Source organism: Cytobacillus oceanisediminis 2691 (assembly GCF_000294775.2).
Classification (GTDB): Bacteria; Bacillota; Bacilli; order Bacillales; family Cytobacillaceae; genus Cytobacillus; species Cytobacillus pseudoceanisediminis.
Map to the genome: position 1 here is coordinate 3258440 of NZ_CP015506.1, position 19953 is coordinate 3278392.

Annotated in this window: 18 protein-coding genes; 8 read left to right on the forward strand and 10 right to left on the reverse strand. The window is 39.1% G+C overall.

Going from position 1 to position 19953, the window contains the following annotated elements:
• The first annotated feature begins 352 nt into the window (after positions 1-352).
• On the forward strand, positions 353-1312 hold the full coding sequence (locus A361_RS16360; RefSeq protein ID WP_157888548.1) for a GIY-YIG nuclease family protein: 960 nt from the start codon (positions 353-355) through the stop codon (positions 1310-1312).
• A 196-nt stretch (positions 1313-1508) separates the two neighbouring features.
• Here the strand turns inward: A361_RS16360 and A361_RS16365 are convergent, their stop codons facing one another.
• A complete protein-coding gene (locus tag A361_RS16365; RefSeq protein WP_019382276.1) occupies positions 1509-2573 on the reverse strand; it encodes a tetratricopeptide repeat protein in 1065 nt (354 codons plus the stop codon).
• Positions 2574-2834: 261 nt separating this feature from the next.
• Between A361_RS16365 and A361_RS16370 the strand changes: the two genes are divergently transcribed.
• A complete protein-coding gene (locus A361_RS16370) occupies positions 2835-3338 on the forward strand; it encodes a DinB family protein (protein WP_019382277.1) in 504 nt (167 codons plus the stop codon).
• A 316-nt stretch (positions 3339-3654) separates the two neighbouring features.
• On the opposite strand, the gene A361_RS16375 is transcribed toward A361_RS16370, so the two are convergent.
• Complete coding sequence (locus A361_RS16375) at positions 3655-5472, reverse strand: LysM peptidoglycan-binding domain-containing protein (protein WP_019382278.1); 1818 nt, start codon at positions 5470-5472, stop codon at positions 3655-3657.
• A gap of 519 nt (positions 5473-5991) precedes the next feature.
• Here A361_RS16375 and A361_RS16380 point away from each other — a divergent pair.
• The gene (locus A361_RS16380; RefSeq protein ID WP_009333858.1) at positions 5992-6831 is read left to right on the forward strand and encodes an isocitrate lyase/PEP mutase family protein; all 840 of its coding nucleotides are present in this window, start codon (positions 5992-5994) and stop codon (positions 6829-6831) included.
• A 104-nt stretch (positions 6832-6935) separates the two neighbouring features.
• On the opposite strand, the gene A361_RS16385 is transcribed toward A361_RS16380, so the two are convergent.
• The 4 genes from A361_RS16385 to A361_RS16400 form a co-directional block, all read right to left on the reverse strand.
• Entirely contained in the window at positions 6936-7898 is a 963-nt protein-coding gene (locus A361_RS16385; RefSeq protein WP_009333857.1) for a DUF3231 family protein, read from the reverse strand.
• A 133-nt stretch (positions 7899-8031) separates the two neighbouring features.
• Positions 8032-8496 (reverse strand): hypothetical protein, encoded by a 465-nt coding sequence (locus A361_RS16390; RefSeq protein ID WP_009333856.1) that lies wholly within the window; start codon positions 8494-8496, stop codon positions 8032-8034.
• A 242-nt stretch (positions 8497-8738) separates the two neighbouring features.
• Positions 8739-9908: an MFS transporter gene (locus A361_RS16395; protein ID WP_082919442.1), complete on the reverse strand. Its 1170-nt coding sequence runs from the start codon at positions 9906-9908 to the stop codon at positions 8739-8741.
• Positions 9909-10003: 95 nt separating this feature from the next.
• Positions 10004-10567: a TetR/AcrR family transcriptional regulator gene (locus A361_RS16400; RefSeq protein WP_019382280.1), complete on the reverse strand. Its 564-nt coding sequence runs from the start codon at positions 10565-10567 to the stop codon at positions 10004-10006.
• A 189-nt stretch (positions 10568-10756) separates the two neighbouring features.
• Here A361_RS16400 and A361_RS16405 point away from each other — a divergent pair, with 189 nt between their 5' ends.
• From A361_RS16405 to A361_RS16415, 3 genes are read left to right on the forward strand one after another with little or no spacing between them, the layout of a single operon-like run.
• On the forward strand, positions 10757-12271 hold the full coding sequence (locus A361_RS16405; protein WP_019382281.1) for a spore germination protein: 1515 nt from the start codon (positions 10757-10759) through the stop codon (positions 12269-12271).
• Entirely contained in the window at positions 12261-13340 is a 1080-nt protein-coding gene (locus A361_RS16410; protein ID WP_019382282.1) for a Ger(x)C family spore germination protein, read from the forward strand. Before A361_RS16405 ends, A361_RS16410 begins: the two co-directional genes overlap by 11 nt.
• On the forward strand, positions 13341-14450 hold the full coding sequence (locus A361_RS16415) for a GerAB/ArcD/ProY family transporter (protein ID WP_009333851.1): 1110 nt from the start codon (positions 13341-13343) through the stop codon (positions 14448-14450). It begins immediately after the preceding gene.
• A gap of 68 nt (positions 14451-14518) precedes the next feature.
• Here the strand turns inward: A361_RS16415 and A361_RS16420 are convergent, their stop codons facing one another.
• Together A361_RS16420 and A361_RS16425 are read right to left on the reverse strand one after the other, a co-directional pair.
• Complete coding sequence (locus A361_RS16420; protein WP_009333850.1) at positions 14519-14947, reverse strand: organic hydroperoxide resistance protein; 429 nt, start codon at positions 14945-14947, stop codon at positions 14519-14521.
• Between the two features lie 298 nt (positions 14948-15245).
• Positions 15246-15689, reverse strand: a complete 444-nt coding sequence (locus A361_RS16425; RefSeq protein WP_019382283.1) for a carboxymuconolactone decarboxylase family protein — start codon at positions 15687-15689, stop codon at positions 15246-15248.
• Positions 15690-15911: 222 nt separating this feature from the next.
• Between A361_RS16425 and A361_RS16430 the strand changes: the two genes are divergently transcribed.
• Positions 15912-16406: an RrF2 family transcriptional regulator gene (locus A361_RS16430; protein WP_019382284.1), complete on the forward strand. Its 495-nt coding sequence runs from the start codon at positions 15912-15914 to the stop codon at positions 16404-16406.
• A 287-nt stretch (positions 16407-16693) separates the two neighbouring features.
• Here the strand turns inward: A361_RS16430 and A361_RS31280 are convergent, their stop codons facing one another.
• Positions 16694-16882 (reverse strand): hypothetical protein, encoded by a 189-nt coding sequence (locus A361_RS31280; protein WP_019382285.1) that lies wholly within the window; start codon positions 16880-16882, stop codon positions 16694-16696.
• Positions 16883-17091: 209 nt separating this feature from the next.
• Complete coding sequence (locus tag A361_RS16440; protein WP_019382286.1) at positions 17092-17982, reverse strand: virginiamycin B lyase; 891 nt, start codon at positions 17980-17982, stop codon at positions 17092-17094.
• A gap of 686 nt (positions 17983-18668) precedes the next feature.
• Between A361_RS16440 and A361_RS16450 the strand changes: the two genes are divergently transcribed.
• Positions 18669-19925 carry a dicarboxylate/amino acid:cation symporter gene (locus A361_RS16450; protein ID WP_009333832.1) on the forward strand — a complete coding sequence of 419 codons (1257 nt, stop codon included), beginning with the start codon at positions 18669-18671 and terminating at the stop codon, positions 19923-19925.
• The last annotated feature ends 28 nt before the right edge of the window (positions 19926-19953 follow it).

The following is a 19953-nucleotide window of genomic DNA, read 5'->3' on the forward strand; positions in this document are numbered from 1 at the left end:
AAAATAAAAATGGTCTAAGAAAATAGAAATAGAAAATGAAAAATCTGACACGGATATTGAAATGCCTTACTTTACTATGGAAATGACACCAACATCAACAATCACGCAACTAATTGATGGAGTTAACATACTGCCACTTTAATGGTCTCCAACTTCCATAATGGTTGTACCCTAAAGACAAATATGAATACTGCCTACCAGTGGATTGCCGGCACTAAATGAATCATACAAACCAGCTATAAAATCCCATCCCATGATAAAATACTAAATATATACTCTAGTAAAGGAATGAATGTCCATTAATCTCCCAGACAAGGTGAAAAACCTGCCCTTAACTCCAGGCGTATACCTGATGAAGGATTCGCAGGGTCAAATTCTGTATGTGGGGAAGGCGAAAAATCTAAAGAATCGGGTTCAGTCTTATTTCCGGAACTCTAATAATCATTCACCAAAGATTAAAAAGCTGGTCAAACACTTAAGGGATTTTGACTATATCCTGACAGATACTGAATTCGAGGCTTTTATGCTTGAATGCCAATTAATTAAAAGCATTAAGCCGCTATATAATCGAATGATGAAGAGTCCGCAGTCATTCATTTATATTTCGATCAGCCTTACCGGCAAGCACCGTAAGATTGATATTGCCTATAATCCCATTGAATATGACGGCAAGGTTTATTTTGGCCCTTATACAAGCCGAAGCAATGTTGAGAGAGCTCTCCGGGGGTTAAAGGAATGCTTTAAATTGGATTGCAGCAATCCCAATGGGACGAACTCTGCCTGCCTGAATTATTCCTTAGGCTCATGCCTAGGCCGGTGCCTTGGGGGGCCTGCGGAACAAACGTACAATGACATCCTGGACAGGTTTATCGGTTTTCTGAAAGGCACAGACATGAGTATTTTTGAGGACTTGAATCAAATGATGTTGAATGCATCTGAAACCTTTGATTTTGAAGCGGCGTCAGCCTATCGGGATCACACACAAGCAGTAAGCTCCCTGTTAAAAAAAGAAAAAGTGATCGGATTCACCGAAGAAAATCATAATATCGTCGCTATCGAAAGATTAACAGATTCTACTATTAAACTTTTCCTTATTAAAAGGACGGATATTCTGTACAGCGACAACTATGCAGCAGCAGGCAACATTGAGGAGAAAATAAAAACGGACATTTCAGCTTATTTTAAAAAAGATGAAGCAAATGCAGCTGGTGACATTAGCAGACATGAAATCGATGCAGCGCATATTATTTACCGCTATTTACATAGCGGCATCTGCTCTTATCTTCATTCCAGAAAACTGGCTGGACCCTGAGAATCATTCCACCTTGGATCTGGAACTAAAGAATTTATTAAATAACCCTCAACACTTACAGCCCCCTATTTATAATGAATAAGGGGCTGTTCTTATTACTCTTCTCTTCAGGTAAGACCGATCTGTAACAGGCATTCCATGCAAATGAGCCTAATCAGCTAAAAAAACCGCTGATTAGGATCCTCATTCGTGATTTTCAGTTCACATACTCAATCCCAAAAGCCTCATCCACCCTAAACAAAACAGTAAAAGGAACCGACTCATTAAAATAATAAGCAGTCTCCCCCCTATACTGAGTAACATCAATAATTTCAGGTATATCGATTGATCTAAGAGTAACTCTCACTCTTTCAATAGATTTAATAAAGGTGTTCTTCTTCACCTCTCCATCATTGCCAGTCCTTCCAAAGAAATCACGCATGGTGATTCTCGTACAAGGATTCTCCTTGCTGGAGGACAGCAGGAAGTGTCTGATCATATGGGCCTGGGTTGGGGTGATGATAGCTTCCTCCCCATTGAATAAGAGAATATTTTCGCGGTCATTAAAGTACAGGACCAGTTCATTAGGTTCACTGTTTTCGTAAAGGTCTTCACATGCTTCCTTTGAACAGGTTTCGGTATTATTTTTTGTGATTTTGTAGAACGCGTGGTTCTGTAAGTATTTTTCATTCGATGACAATGTTTCAAATAATGGTGACAGCTCTGGATTCGGCAGCTGCTCCTCCGGCAAATATGGGAGTTTTTCCATCGTTTCATAGGTCTGGCTGGCAACGTATAAAGCGCTGTTGGCCAGATACATGTGGGCATGGAGTTCCTGCTGCTGATTAAGGGCGTATCTTGGATCATTCATCAGCTGCTTGTTCAGGGCTTGCTGAAAATAGCGTACGGCTGAGCCATACTTGCCATGTTTATAAGCCAGAAAACCAAGTCGATAATAGGCAATGGGAAGTTTTTGCTCTAAACCGATGGCCCTGATCAGCGATTCTACAGCATCACCGTCATTCTTGAAGTGATTCATTTTTATGTAGGGACCGAATTTAATAAGATGGGATATAAAAACATTTTTAGTATGCTGAAGGGAATGATCATATTGTGGTCCATTATTTCTCGCTAAACTTTTAAGCTTTTTATACATTGTTTCATAGACGATCACCAGCTGCATGTAATAGCCATAATCGCTTTTTTCTCCGTTTTCGTGAAGATCCTGTTCAAGCAGCCCCAGCTCGTCCAGGGTTAAGTCTTTTATCTTTAAAGTCCTCATCCCTACACCCCATTTCTATTAAAAAGTGCCAGGCATTGACACCGCATCTATTACGAATTAAGAACACTTTCAACTATATAGAAATCATTCCTCCGTTGCGCGCGAATATTGTCGAATGAAATATGAATTTTTTGTTGCGAATCTCATACATTATAGGTGGCTTAGATCTTTTAACTTCTCCTATATTTACTTGAGCTTGAAAAACAAGAACAAATGTTTTATGATTTATCTATAATATCCAACGAACGGAGGAAACGATTGATGTACGTAACCATTTCAGACTTTATTAATGAATGGAATCGAGAGGCAATGCTGACGCAAAAGGTTTTGGACGGATTAACAGATGACTCTTTAAAGCAGCAGGTTTACCCAGAAGGACGCACATTAGGGAGAATTGCCTGGCATTTAACAGCAAGTATTCCAGATTATTTAGCTCATTTCGGGTTAAAAATCGAAAAGGCTGTAAATGAAGAAAATGTCCCCGCTTCGGCAAAAGAAATTGCGGATACATTTAAAAAGCTGAGTGAGGAAGCAGCTCTGGCGATTGAGCAGCAGTGGTCAGATGACTCATTGAGCCAGACACAGAATGCATTTGGAAGAGAAGAAACCAATGCTCAAATTATGATGGGATTGATCAAACACATTGTGCATCACCGGGGGCAATTGACCATTCTCATCCGTCAGGCAGGATTAAAGCCTTTTGGGGTGTATGGTCCGCCAAAAGAAGATTGGGTTAATTTAGGTGTCACTAATCCCCCCCTATAAAAGGAAAAGAGGAAACGCTCGGAGATGGCCGGGCGTTTTTCTTCGTTTCTAGATAAAGAACTATCCTAACCAGCTCTCTCTATTTCCCTGTTCTTCTTCTCCTTCCTCCCCTTTTTTCAAATGACCTTATTAATAAAGTCTGTTAAACCAGAAGAAAATCCAAGCAGCGCAACAATATATAAGAAACCGAGATAATGGTCCATCTTACAAAATGGTATAAGTCCTTTAGGGCAGCTGCCATCAATAGGAACAAAAAAAGAGCCTAGCCTCCACAGTACGCTAATACTTCAACGAACCGAAGGACAGGCCCACATGTTTATAAAAAGATTATACTTAAAGCTATCTCCTTCAAATGCGGTTGATCTGCCCATAAGATGAAGTAATTGTAAGTTTCTCCTTGGATTGTAATCGGAGTTGGATACCTTACGATTAAAGCGGATTGATTCAGCATTTCTGCTGGCTGGTCCGCAGAGGGAAAAATGTAGCAGGCTTCCTGGTTTTGAATTCGAGCCTTCAAGATGCTTGGCCTGGATCCATAGGGCATTAATGGATGGAAAGCTTCTCCATGGCACACCTCATCTAAGTTTTTACCTGCTGAAATCGCTGATATTTGAAAAAAGCCGTCAGCACCTTCGTATCTTTCCTCGTTCACTTTTCGCCAGTTCGCCGGATATTGGAAAATAACCTTGTAGGTCGTGTTCGTATATGTCTTTTGGGTAACATCCATAATGGCAGTTGGAGACCATTGAAGTGACTGAATGTTAACTCCTGCAATTAGCCGTATCGGGACGGGGTGACGGAGGTCGATAGCCCACATTTCACTTGCAAATTCCTGTTCCGTGCATCCACTAAGATAGGCTATTTTTGTTCCGTCTGTTGACCATGTGACAGGCGATGCAAAACAATTGGAAATAGCCCAGATTCGATCCTCTTCTCCTCGCCTCCCCACCGTTCGAACTTGTGAAAAATACCCGCGATCTTCAAAGGCGGTAGAGCTATAGGCAATTTTCAAAGAATCAGGTGACCATGTCGGATAATAATTTTTTGCAAGGGGCCCGCCTTTTACTTCAACCACATTGCCTGTTGAAAGCTCCACTGTGTGAATGATGGAGATACTGACGCCTGGTGTTGTATAAAGTGCAAATCTTCCATTAGGGGATAGCTGGGCATTATTAAGCCGCCCTTCTGTGTTCCTTGTAATTTGCTGTTTCCCAGTTCCGTCGGTTTGAATTCGGAAAAGCTGACTAATTCCTGATGCATCTGGTGCTTGAAAAAGCAGTTCCCTGCCGCTCGGAAACCATTGAAAATCTGTTGAGTCAGGTTGTTGAATGCTTTCCGCTTGATGAGACAGGACGTTGTACAAGATAATATGACCTTGCTTTGTATAAGCAATTTGGCTGCTGTCAGGCGACCAATCCAATTTGAATTCAGCACCTTCTTCCATCTGGTCGATTTGAGCGATCGCACCAGATGCCACATCCACAACATATATAATTCTGTTCTTTCCAATAAATGCAATTCTCCTACTGTTAGGTGACCATTCTGGACTTGAAAACGAGTCACCCAATCCACTGGTGAGCTGCACGTTCTCTCCTGTCCGGGGATTATATAACCAAATATCATATTGGCCACCTCGATCAGCAGTATAGGCAATCAGGCCTTGGCCACCAGGAGGGGCGTATGGAATCCTTAATTTCATTCCGGGAAATAGCTGTGAGGATGAAAGCTGGTTTACAAACCTAATATGCTCAGTATTTGGCTCTCCATTCGTCATGACATTAAAACGAATGGCAAGCCGATAAAGTGTATCCCCTGGCTGGACGGTATAATATGGAACACCTGGCGGAACCTTTAATAATTGACCGGGCTGAATGACATAGGGTGGCTGAAGCTGATTCGCCTCTATGATAACTGAAGGCGGAACGTTGTATAATTGTGAAATTCCATACACTGAATCTCCTTGCCTAACACGCACAGCATCAACCCCAGGTGGAACGGACAGCTGCTGACCTATATAAATCGTGTAAGGGGGCTTCAAATTATTTGCCGCAATAAGGGAATCGGCCGGAATTTCCCATCTCCTGGAAATTCCGAACAGCGTATCACCTGAACGTACTGTATAAAAAATTTGCATGATCTTCACTTCCCAAAGAATAAATTTCCATTGAGGAATTAAATGCGCACACACTATCTGCCCATATACTATTCAATAGGAAGTGCGAGGTTCAGTACAAATGAGGAAGAATTAGATAAAAAAGAAATTTAATACCTATATTGATAGCTCTATTACAAATCTGTATAGCATGATTCGATTCAGGAAAAGCCTGAAGGAATCATTATTAGCGAAAAAAATTGTGATAAAAAGATAAAAAACCTTCAAATGGGAAGGGCTTTTACTAAGCAGCCCTCTTCACTTCGTCATCGCGAGCTCTGAAAGATAATTTCTTAAGGATTCGATGATCCTGCTCCTGCAAAGGCACCATACAGGGTTTCGAATCCTCCGATTATCGTCATTAAAATGGCATCCGCTGTGACTTCATTTGAGAAAACAATATGTATTCCATATTTCGATGAAAATCGAATTATTTAGCTCTTATAATAGATTTGAAGCAAAAAGAAACTTTAATCCAAATCACGAAAAGGAGCTTAATTTATGAGTAGCAAAGAACAATCATTAAAGGCAAAAACCTTTCACCGCTTACACCAGCAATCGTCAACATTTGTTCTGCCAAATGCATGGGATGTAATCAGTGCCAAAATGTTTGAAGAATGCGGCTTTAAAGCGATTGGAACAACAAGTGCTGGCATTGCTGCCTCATTGGGGTATTTGGATGGGCAAAGTATACCTCTTAACAAAATGGTTGAAACGATTGAAAATATCGCCAAATCAGTGAATGTTCCTGTGAGCGCAGACATTGAGGCAGGTTATGGACAGACGGTTGAAGAGGTTTTAGAGACCGTAAAAGCAGTAGCTGCTGCTGGAGCTATCGGGATAAATCTGGAGGACGGTACAGGTGATCCTAACCGGCCTATCTTTGATATTTCATCTCAAGAGGAAAAAATAGCAGCGATTAAAGAACTTTCGGAATCCAGAAATATGCCGTTATTTATCAATGCACGAACAGATCTATATTGGTTAAATATTGGGGATTCTTCAACTCGTTTACAGGAAGCTGTATCGCGGGCAAAGGCCTATCAAGATGCAGGGGCAGATTGCATTTTCATTCCTGGTTTAACTGATAGGAAGATTATTAAAAAAATGAGAGAGGAAGTTTCTTGTCCGATCAACTTATTGGTTGACCCAGAGATGCCTTCTTTAACGGAGTTATCTGAGATCAGAATTGAAAGGCTTAGCTGTGGATCCGTCCCATTCAGAGCTACCCTAACATACTTACGGACTATCAGTGAAGAGATTGTAAACCGCCAGACCTTTCATCAAATGACAAATGGGGATGTTCTATCTTATAAAAGGTTAACTGAATTCATTCAATAAAATTAATCCAAAAACAAATTATTAAGGTTTTATTATTTTAAAAAGCCGATTTTTTATAATCAAGAAATCGGCTTTGGTTCTTATGATTTCCGGGAATCTAATAATTAACTATCAATTGACCTATTGGTTACCGGCGGCTCATTAAACCAGTCTTTCCTTACCAATAACTTAAACCCTTTCTCTGAATAATCTTCCACTTGATCAATTAATTCCTTTAGTGCTTTCACGTGACTTTTTTTATAACTGGAAACGACAGCAGTCTGCAGATTGCCGATTGCGATAGGATTTAAGAACATGATTAAGTTAGCCATTAGTTTATCTGAAAATGGGGATTTATTCACCTTTTGAACGTGAGCCTCTAATCCGGTCGTTGTTGGGACTCCGTTTTCTCTATATATTTCGGATAAAACATCCACTTGATGATAGGATAATTTGATCCCATCCTGCAAAAAACTCTTTGTATCTTCATCCTTCGCCACATCCGAAAAAGCAGTACATAGAGCTACCCCAACATTATTACATTGAAATGAACCAAACATACTTGCTAATTCAACAGCATTAAGCGGCCTCTGCTGGGTGGATGCCACTTTAAATAATTTGTTTTCTCTGTCTTCAGCATTTGTGTATGAAAAAGACCTGTTTTGCAGCAGCCCTTTATGCTCCAGCAAATTTAATATAGAAATGTCAATTTGAATTAACTTATTGAGTATTTCTTTAAAAAAATTCTTAACCTTTGGGATAGTCAAGTCTGTATATTGAAAAGAAAGTACACCCAATCCGTTGCTTGTTATATGCTTAAGAATTTCTATCATTAATTGATCAGAAAATAACTTTTCTGAGGGGCTATGTAAATCATTTTCACTAAAAAACGGTGTAACATGTAATCCATTATCAGCTAAGAATTGCAAAGCCTCTTGTTCCTGGAATGAAGAAAGTGTTTTAATTTCCGTTAAAACATCCTTCAAATCAGTATCTTCAGCAGTCTCCATCAGATTTCCCAAAAAAATATTGACCATATTGGAACTTGAATGCAAGAACCAAAGAAAGCCTAATTCGTTTAAATTCATCTAAAAGGCCCCTCCACAATTTATTTTCTTATCTTAGTTTGTAAATTGAAAATAGTAATTATTCATTAAATAGTCTCTAAACATCTTACATTGCCTATTATTAAGCTGCTTAACAATAAAACGTCTGTCCTGTTTACATTGGCTCGATGTGTTTCTTACTTATTATCTTCATTAAAATAACACCCACACTGACACCTGGTATTACACACAATATTGGAAGCCAAACAGGCCCTAATAATACCCCAAAAAGCTTAAAGGTAGAGGAATATATACACCCCACTGTAACAAAGTAAGCTGAAGACACAAACGGAAGAAAAGCATAACTGTTTTTCCCTCCACCCGCATCCTTAAAGGAATCCCACATCGCAAAGAAATACAAACAAGGATAAAACATCAGCCACAAATAATCGGTTTCTGCTATTGCCTTCTCAATATCTCCATGAAAACTTGAAATAATGACCCCGTTGAAATTCGCTTGTACATTGATAAGGAACTCTAAAAATACAATTACCAATCCCTTTATCAGTTTTCCATTTAAAAATTGCCCAAAACCAGGAAGTGCAATGCTCCATAATAGCCTTTCTATAGATGTCGCCATTCTATTCAAGCCCCTTACCATGTTTCTTATAGGTGTTCTCTTCCTGTAATTCCCTTTTAAAGAACAGCAAACTAATTGCCATCTGCCTGAAGATAACATTTAATATTTCTCAGCATCACACTTATTATTATGTAAGCACACTTCTCAAACTAAACTCCCTTTTAATAGGAGAAAAAAAGCTGCCGAACCGGCAGCTGAATTTTAATGCACTCTTGATTAGGTTCGAAGAGCTTAGTAATAGATTAGGGATTTATCATGTCCGAATAAGTGCGATTATATCTGACGGAATACAGCAGGACATATATAACAATAAATGCAGCAAACAGGTTCAGCACGATCAGCGAATGATTCAAACTGAAAAATTGAGTAAGCGCTCCGACTCCAATCACGGGAACGATAAATCCTGAGTATGCACACAAATAAAAAACCGAGATGACTCGTGGCCGTTCCTTTGGTTCCGGCAACTGTCCGGCAAGCCGCAGGGCGATTTGAAAGGTCCACCCGCCTCCGATAGACTGGATGAAAATGCCTGCCCAGAGCAGCGGCAAGCTTGAAGTTAACCCGGAAGAAACAATAATCCATGACCCTACCGCAAGAAGCAAGATGCCGAATCTCATACGTGTTATGGGGTGACTTGGCCAAGGAATGAACTGAGCCAAAGCTGCTCCACTGAGAAGCACGAAAATGATTAACCCGGAAACAGCAAGGTTAGACGTATGAATGACATTCTTTACGAAATTAGGAATAAGAGCAAACGCGATTCCTTGAATTGTGAAAACTGTGAAGATAGGCAATCCGGCCATTGAGAAAAATGGAGAACGAATATTATTTGGCACACCAAGCGATATCTTCCTTTTTACGCGTTTTTGTTCAATGGAAACAGAATCTTTAGGAATTGTTTCCAGCACGCATAGTGAGATGATGAGCAGCACGAGCAAAATCCAAAATGGCAAATGGAGTGGCAGGTAATGTATATATTGCAGAATCAAACCCGCGATAGCTGGTCCCAGACCGAAACCAATGAGAATCGTAACACCTGATAATTTGAGAGCTGCACTCATTTGGCTGGGAGAAGTTTGCTTCATAAGAAAAGCAGCAGCTGTACCTGTAAAGGCTCCGTATGCGATTCCTTCCAATGATCTGGCGAGATAGAGCATCCAGGAATGATTGCCTGCCAAGAAGAACAAGGTAGATGCGATGGATATCCATATACTGATGCGAACAACCCTTTTTAATCCCCACGTGCTGCCTTTTTCTCCCGTAATAAACAAAGCAGGCAATAGGAATGCAGCATAAATGGCAAACAAGATCGTGATTTGCAGACTGTTCAGCCGGTAAGCCTCACTATATAGAGGGAATAACGGAGTAATAAAGGTAGCCCCACATGACATCAATAGAGAAACCAATAGCATTCTTTTCACTGCGGAATTCCCCACTTTCTATAATAAATTCTCCAAGAAAAAGTTACTTACTAGAAGGTAAGTGTTTGATGTTAAAAAAACCGTTACTACGGTTTTTTTAAGAAACGATCCAACTGATTTAGTACTTCGGCTAATACATCATTACCCAGAACACGTCTATATAATAATGCTCCTTTAACACTTGATAATATCGTAACCGCTACTTGATGGACATCTTGAGAGCTATTTATGATATTTTCAGTTTGTGCCTCTGCAACTAATTCTTTCATTACCCTGATCTCCAGTCTGCTGACTTCCCCAATCTTTTCTTGAACGGCAGATGGCAAAGATTCATAATCCGTCTGCAGTGAAGAAATAGGACAAATTTCAGTACACTCAAATCTTTGAGCCTGCTGCTGGATGAACTGCTTCAGCTTCTCTTCAGCAGAAGCCGGCGAATTTTGAATTGACATTAAAGATTCCTGCAGTCTCAATAAAATGCGTTCTGCAACCGCGACTCCTAAATCCTCCTTCTTCTCAAAGTGATAGTGAATGCTTGCTTTGGTCACCCCAAGCTGTTTAGAAATGTCATCATAGCTGAAGGCTACATACCCTTTTTGCTGGATCAATTTAATGGCTAAGTCTACAATTTGTTTTTTTCTGTTTTCCATGCCTCAATAGTAACTTACTAATAGGTAAGTGTCAAATCGGAAAAATTCTGAGCCAACATGTTAATTTCATAAATTTAAATATTTCCTATATCTGCTTGTCTTTCAGCAATAATAAAAATGATAAAGTGCATACAATTTTTGTTAGTAATAATAATAAGTATTAACACATCTTAGGGAGTACACTTTTTTATGATAAAGGAAAAAAATAATCTGAATCCTGCAGAAAATCAAACACCTGCAGAGATAGTGAAAAGAGCCAAAAAGTCATCTGATTTTAAAGAGATTAAAAAAAATTTTTCTGGAATTCAGATATTCATTTTATACTTCACTTCACTAATCGATCACAAGACGATGGAACATGTATTTCTTCCATATATTAATGAGTACGAAAAAAAGACTGACCAAGCCTTTGATATGAACCAATTTAAAAACAGCTTGCCGCTTGAAGACGTTATCAGAACAAAGGAAGCTAAAAAAATCGAAGAGAAAATTCATCAGGGATATGTCCTAATTCAATTTAAAAATAACTTAGATGATTTTCTTTTGGTAAATGTAAATAATTTAGCTAAAGGGATAAGAGAATCCAATGAAACAGAAAATGAATTTAATGTTATCGGTCCAAAATTAGGATTTGTTGAGAGTCTTGATACGAATATTCTTCTACTTCGAACTAAGTTAAAATCTCCTTTATTAACCACTGAAGAGATCGTGCTGGGCACGCTGTCAAAAACAAGGGTGGTTATTGTTTATTTAGATGGTATTACAAATGAAGACCACATAAAATTTGTAAAGAAAAGGCTCTCTGAAATAGATTTTGATATTATTTGGGATACTTCTGCTTTAATCCAGTTAATTAAAGAGAATTCTTATACTCCCTTTCCACTTTACTTTTCTTCAGAGAGGCTTGATCGAATCTCATATACACTCACTTCCGGCCAAGTCGTTATCTTTAGTGATGGTTCACCCTACGCAGTATCCGGACCTACTACCATATTCGATTTTTTTCTCTCATCTGAAGATTATTATTATAACTGGATTATTGGGTCTTTCTTCCGTTTTACCCGAATACTTGCGATCATCTTTTCCATCTTTTCTTCATCCATTTATGTTGCGGTTGTAACGTTTCATTATGAGGTGGTGCCCGCGGATTTACTGGGTCCGCTAATCGAGTCCAGAGCAAACGTTCCATTTCCGCCGCTGCTGGAAGTTCTTTTTTTAGAAATGACCATTGAATTATTAAGAGAGGCAGGAGCCCGATTGCCTACTAAAGTAGGACAGACATTGGGCATTGTTGGCGGTATTGTCATTGGACAGGCAGCTGTTATGGCAGCACTGACAAGTAATATTTTACTTATCATTGTCGCTTTATCAGCCTTAGCTTCATTCACAACACCCACTAACGTTATGTCCAACACCATTAGAATATTAAGATTTCCATTTATCATCATGTCATCATTCCTGGGCGGGCTGGGTATCATGATAGGCTTTGCTGTGCTGCTAAGTCATTTGTTTACATTAAAATCATTTAATACTCCTTACATGGTCCCATTACATCCGTTCCGAAGCAATAGTCTTGCGGATAGTATCATTAGGCCGCCTTATACTAAATTAAACAAAAGGCCGGATTATTTGAGACCTAAAGATAAAATTAAATATTCACCTAAAGAGAGTAACAAAAAGAAGGAAGATCTTAATGACGAATAACACATTTCTTAAAGTGAGTATTGTTGTTCTTGCTCTAACTCTGGCTGGATGTGTACCACCCAGTATTATTAATGAAGTTTCTTTGATGCATAATGTCGGATATGACAAAGAAGAAGAGATGTTAAAAGCAAGTGTTGTTTATCCAAATTATGCCGAGAGTGATAAACCTGCTTTGATCACAGCTGCCGCTAAAAATCCATCCAGCCTGCAGGAAGAGCTTAGTCATAAATCTCAATTCCCCTTTGAAATCGGTCAGGTGAGGCTCATGATATTTGGGGATCAATTAAGCAGAGAGGGGTTGGCACCTATACTAGACACAATCTGCAAGGATCCAAAAATCGGCATAATTAGGATTGTCATTACAGATGGAACTCCAGAACTTCTGCTTAGTAAAACCATGAAGGAAAGTCCCCTATATCTAATGGATATGATTGAAAAAAGTATTGAAAATGAGGGAATTCCTGAATCTGATCTTCATGTGATGTATGACCAGTATTTTGGAACCGGAATTGATATGTCCTTTCCAAATCTCACTGTTGATTCTAAAGATCATGTTAAAGTCGATGGAATGGGGATTTTTAAAGATGACAAATTAGCACTCAGGATTTCGGAAGAAGAAACCTTCCTATTAAAATTAATGACGGACACAAATAAAAGAGGGGTTTACAGTTTTAACCTCGACATGAATGGACACAAAGCAAATATTGGGGCCAGAACGATCAATGGAAAACATAAGATCAAAATCACCAGGGAAAACCTCAGGGACCAGGTAAATGTGAGTCTGAATTTGGATGTAGAGCTTGATGCATTACCTGAGTGGATTAATTTAGAAAATGAAAAAGACCTTGAACTGTTTAAAAACGCCTTACAGAAATCCATTTCAAAAGAGGCTGAATCACTCCTTAAGAAATTTCAAACAAATGGGGTAGATCCTTTAGGTATAGGAAGAAGGTATAAAGCCAATCACAGAAATTATTCTGAACTGAGTTTTTACGATCGGATTTATCCCAGTATGGCATGTGATGTAACTACCAAAATTACAGTTAGGCAAACCGGGGTGGGAAAATAGGTGAACGTAAAAGTAGAAAAACAATTTCAGGTTTCAGCTTTTTTCACATTTTTCCTCATTCACTCTTCTCAAACGGGAATTGGTATACTGAATTTTCAAAGCCAGGTGATCAAAGATGCTGAACAGGATGCGTGGATTTCTTTAATTATTACTTGGGTCACAACTCAAATCATACTCTACATGATCTTTAAGCTGCTAGGCGGGGAAACCAATGATTTAGTAGCTGTTCATCAGTATTGCTTTGGAAAAGCACTTGGCAGCATTATGTCTATTCTGGCATTGGTTTATTTCTGGCTGGCTTCTTTTACGGTCCTTCGTGCTTATATTGAGGTCATCCAAATTTGGGTGTATCCTACCATAAAAACATGGCAGCTATGTTTCATTTTCGGACTGACATTTTATTATATTATCTCAAGCGGCTTCCGCAGTCTTGCCGGCTTTAGTTTCTGGGGAGTGATTCTGCCTTCTTTTCTGTTCTTTTTAATCTATTTCCCATTGAAGCATACGAATTTTATTTATCTGCTCCCGGCCTTCAGTCATTCCCTCAAAGAGCTATTTGTCTCTTCTAAAGCGTATGCCCTGCTTTTTCTTGGCTTCGAGTGGATACTGATGTATTATCCCTTCATTAGGAGTTCGAATAACAAAGATATTTCTAAATGGGCCTATTATGGCAATACATATACTTTCATTGTGTACCTGGTTATCACGTTAATATCCTTCTCATACTTTAATCAGGATGTATTGAAACATTTACCCTGGCCCACTTTAATGATGGTTAAAATCGTTAAATTCTCTTTCATAGAAAGATTTGAATATGTATTCATTTTTATATGGCTGTTAGTGATTATATCCCCTATATGTATTTCATTGTGGGCATGTACAAGAATCGTAAAAAGGACCTTTTCAATTCCACCTAAAGCGACTTTACTATTCCTGCTTATTGCAGAGATGATAGCTTCTGTATACCTTCAGGAATTTAGGAGTATCGATTATCTTGTCCAAATTACTTCTAATGCGGGAATTGGTTTTGTATACGTGTATCTGCCGCTCCTTCTTATTATAAAATGGATAAAGAGCCATTTTATGAAACATAAGTTAAACAAAATCTAATTCCTACTGCATAAAGAGTGCCTATCTAGTTAAAAGATAGGCACCCTTTAGGTGATCCATGAAGCTGTTTAACCAACAACTTTTGATATTACTTCGATATTACCTTGAGTTGCTTTGGCATAAGGACAAACCTTATGAGCTTCTGCAACGACTTCTTCTGCCACGCTTGTTTCAACGCCCTTAACAGTGATATCCATTGTAATAGCCAGCACATAGCCATCGTTCGCATCCTTGCCAAGCGTAACTTGTGAAGCAATATTTATACCGTCTGTTTTAATGTTCCTTTTCCTAAGGACAGTGCCCATCGCTCCCTGGAAACATGCGGCAAACCCTGCAGCGAACAGCTGCTCCGGATTGGTTCCAGCTCCGTCCCCGCCTAATTCCTTTGGATATCTCAAGTCTACATTCAGATTGTTATCGTCAGATACGGCTTTCCCATCTCTTCCGCCTTGAACATTTACAGTAGCCGTGTACAATTTCTTTTCTATTTTCATCATTTTAAAAACTCCCCTTTTTATAATGGATTAGTATATTTTTGGCTTCAATATTTCCACAAGTAGCTTTTGCATTCAGGGTAACCTTTATGAGTTCGGCAATGACTTTTTCTGTAATGCTAGTTTCAACACCTATTAAGCAGTTATCACGCCATATCACTTTGCCCTTATCTTTCGTCTAGAACGCTTACTGTTTTTTACTTACTAGAAGGTAAGTTCGTTTTAAAAAAACGATCTAAGGAAATAAAGACAATCAAGGTTTAAAATTGACATATTATTATGGCACGAACTGTTGGAGACATTATTTTTCAGTTGCGACATTCCCCATTGCAATTGAAATTCTATTCCAGCTGTTGATTTGATTGATGATTAGAACAAGGTCAATATATTGTTTCTCATCATAATGTTCACGTACCCGCTGATAAAGCTCATCTGGCACACGTTTCGCCGGGATTAAAGTTATGTGCTCTGTTAATTCAAGAGCTGCTTTTTCTGCTTCGGTGTAAAATGTGCACTCTCTCCATGCACTGATGCAATATAAACGCTGTTCTGTTTCTCCCATTTTTCTCGCATCCGCTGTATGCATGTTAATGCAATAGGCACAGCCATTTATTTGAGAAGCCCGAATTTTTATAAGTTCACGAAGTTTACGGTCTAAACCTGTCGTTTTCGTATACTTCTCCATTTCCATCATTATTTTCATTGCATCTGGTGCTAAATTGTAATAATCAATTCGTTGTTCCAATATCAATTCCTCCTTATAAGCTGATTCAATAAATTATTGAACCGCATTTTGAAATTTAAATTGCGGATAGCATCAATCAGCGATTGATATTATCTATAATAAATTGTACACTTTATTATGTCAAACAACTTTTCATGTTAATTGATTCCAACTGACCCTGTTTGACAAAGAAATAAAAAATTCTTAAGATAAATGAATCTCATTTATGAAGAGGTGTTTGTAATGCAGTATAGTATTGGGGTTGAATATGCACTTCACTGCCTTGTATATTTAATTGATAATGAAGAGGATTCTTCCATTGGAATAAAGGAACTCTCCACTTTCCAAGGGATTTCCGAAACATATCTTTCAAAGATTTTCAGTAAATTATCAAAAAACGGTATAGTCAGTTCAGTTCCTGGAGTTAAGGGCGGTTATAAACTCGCTAAATCTCCAGAAGAAATATCTTTTTGGGATGTAATTGAAGCAGTGGAAGGTCCCAAGCCGATTTTTCAATGCAAAAACATTAAAGATAATGGTTATTTGTATAGAGATAATACCTGCTCTTCGGCTCCCTCCTCTTGTACCATCAATTTAGTTATGCTCTCAGCCGAAGAAAAAATGCGTGATTTCCTGCGCAGTAAAACACTTTCGTGGTTAAATGAAGAGCTTGATCGTGTCTTGCCAAATCAAATACGTGAAGATACCCGGAAATATTTTACCAAGAGCAGCCTATAGTACAAATCTTGATTCAGAGACATTTGGAGAGGTTTTTCTTAGGTCTATGGATAACTAGAGCCACTCCTCATTACGCTGCCCTTTCATTGAAAACTTGAAAATAATATGCTCTGGAACTCAAGCGAAAATAAAACCTGTGCATGATATATTAACGGGTTTACTTGTGAGGTGCATAACACTAGTTCTCAAGTGAATTCACAACGAATATCACAATAAATTAGCATACAAAAACGCAAGCCAAATAACGGGCTTGCGTTTTTCACATTTAATTTCAGTTTTTGTTCGTATTATGAAACAACCTCAAATTTCAAGGTGTTCCGCTTTACTACGATATATTCACCTGTTGATTTATTCATTACCTGGGACACTTCTTTTGTATGTGTGATCTCAAACCAATCATTTTGTATATCCACCAATAATTTTATTTCAACATCACTTTCTCCATATTTTAAGCCACTATAATATAATTTTGTCATCGTTATGATTCCTTTCTTCATAATAAATATATGTCTTTTGTTTTCTATATTTTATACTATGTTTACTTCTTTTTGGAAAATTATCTTGTTTTTGCTTTTATCATCACAATGTGCAAATCACAACATTTCATATCCTGTGAATTTCATTACGAATCCAAGTGAGTTCACCAATGTGATTTAATTGATTGCCCATCTAAATAGACCTTTAATTAATCGATTCCAGTGATTTTCCCTATCCTGTCACACTCCAGTGCAAACCATATGGTCTTCCCATCTCTGCTTGAAATCCCATGCGGTTCAGCGTTTGGTGTTTCAATCGGATACTCCTCAATCAGCGCATTATCTGTAATTCTCCCAATCTTATTGGCTCCCCATTCTGTGAACCATAAATCATTTCCTGCTCCTGCTGTAATGGCATGCGGCCGTGCGTTCGGGGTAGGAATTTCATATTCCGTTAATTCTCCAGATGTGCTGATACGTCCTATTTTATTGCCAATAATCTCGACAAACCAGAGTGCACCATCGTTACCTTTTGTAATTCCAACCGGACCAGAGGCTGGAGTAGGGATTTTAAACTCTGTCACTTCTCCATATTCCGTAATTCTTCCAATAACATTATTTTGGTTTTCCGTGAACCATAAGGCATCATCAGTTCCCAGCGTAATAAATGATGGGTACGAACCTTGAATAGGAAGATTGTATTCATGGATAGAACCGTCATCCTTAATCCGCCCAATACGGTTTCCATTCATTTCAGTAAACCATATCTCTCCGTTTGGCCCTTCTGTAATTCCATAGGGTGCTGAATCTGGATGGGGCAAGGGATATTCTTGAATAGTGCCTTCTTTCGTTATTCTCCCTATGTTGTTGGCTGCATTCTCGGTAAACCAGACCTCTCCTTTTGACGACACTATTACACACATGACCTTTGCATCGGGTGTCGGCAGCGGGTATTCTGTCAATTCCCCATCCAACCCAATGCAGCTTATCTTATTGGCTTTATGCTGTGTAAACCAGACCTCTCCCTTGTCTGAAACAGCGATTCCGTATGGACCTGTATCTTTACTGGCAAGATCTATTTCCTGTAATTTAAATGCCATACTGTTCCCTCCAATTGCTATTATTTTTCAAGGCTGTTTTCGTAAAGTTGTTGCTTTATAATAACTTAGTTTAATTTACTGAGTTGATTGGAGCGGAGGGCACTTGACTCCTGCGGGTGGAGAGGGAGCGGGAGACCCCGCAGGCGAAGCCGAGGAGCTCTGTTCCTCCCCGCGGAAAGCAAGTGTCCGCAGTGGAAATCAACGGACTAAATTCATATACAAAACAACAATTAGAAAACGGCCTTTTTCAAAAACAAAAAGCCCCCTATCTCGTTTTTCCAAGACAGGAGGCAATGCAGCACATAAATAGACTTAAATAGGCTTTTCGATTAGTTCAGCCCCTTTTCAAGTCAAAAAGCACACACATTAATCCTATCTCAGAAAAACAATCGATAAATAAAGCCCATTCCAACACATTTTCGGAACTGAACCAGAGGCTGAAATATCGATTTTCTCTAAAGCTAGGATTATAGGATCATGTGCTTTTCTTCACCCTTTCGACTATTGGTTGTTTTAACTGTAAGATATTTAATGATTCAAGTCAAATGGTGCTTGGTCAAAGATGGATATACTTATCCAGAAAAAGCGAATCAGACAGAATTTAAAAAAATAATTCTACAGCCTTTTTTATAACAGTATTTGATAATATAATAGAGTGCTGGAATATATAGAAAGGTTGAGACATTATGAAAAAGGTTCTTTCAAATTACAAACTAACCATCTTCCTGCTCCTTTCCATCCTGATCGGCGGAATTGCCGGAGTGGTTTTTGGCCCGAAGACAGCGGTTGTGAAGCCGTTTGGGGATTTATTCTTAAATTTATTGTTTATGATCATTGTCCCGCTCGTCTTCTTCAGCATCGCTTCAAGCCTGGCGAATATGGGCGGTATGAAAAGGCTCGGGAAAATCATGGCCGGAATTTTCACTGTGTTTTTCATTACGGCTGTTATTTCCGCTATTCTGGGCTTCATCGGAATTTCTATTGTGGATCCGCTGAAAAACACAGATATCTCTGCCATTAAGAGCATTATGACGGAGGCAGCTGTTGATCCTGAAGCAGAAGATGTCACGTTCCTGGGTCAGCTGGTTCAGGCGTTCACGGTGCCTGATTTCCAGATGCTGTTTTCGAAAAATAATATGCTGCAGCTGATTGTGTTCTCGATTTTATTCGGACTGGCAACTGCGATGTCTGGTGAAAAAGGCAAGCCGATTGCAAATCTTCTTTCTTCTGGTTCAGCTGTCATGATGAAGATTGTTGGATTTGTGATGTACTATGCGCCAATTGGTCTTGGCTGTTACTTCGCAACCATCATTGGTGAGCTTGGCCCGCAGATTCTTGGGGGATATGTACGTGTGTTTGTCCTTTATCTTGTATTAACGCTCATTTACTTCTTTGGATTCTTTACACTGTATGCCTTTGCGGCTGGCGGGAAGGATGGGGTCAAGGTGTTCTGGAAGAATGCCATCACTCCTTCAGTCAGTGCGATTGCCACATGCTCGAGTGCAGCATGTATTCCGATTAACCTTGCGGCTGTCAGAAAGATGGGTGTTCCGCAGGATATTGCTGAGACCATGATCCCGCTAGGGGCTAATACGCATAAAGATGGTTCTGTTCTTGGCGGAGTGTTTAAGATTGTTTTTCTGTTCAGCTTGTTTGGAAAAGACATGTCGAGCATGACAAGCATTCTGACCATTCTTGCTGTTTCATTCCTTGTTGGAGCTGTTATGGGGGCAATCCCTGGCGGCGGGATGATTGGCGAGATGCTGATCTTAAGCGTGTTCGGGTTCCCGCCTGAAGTACTTCCGATCATCGCGGTCATCTCTACAATCATTGATGCACCGGCAACCCTTCTGAATTCAGCCGGCAATACGGTTTCGGCCATGATGGTCAGCCGATTTGTTGAGGGAAAGAATTGGCTAAAGGAATCATTAGCCTTGAAATAGCAATCAGAGAGGCTGGAAGGATACATAC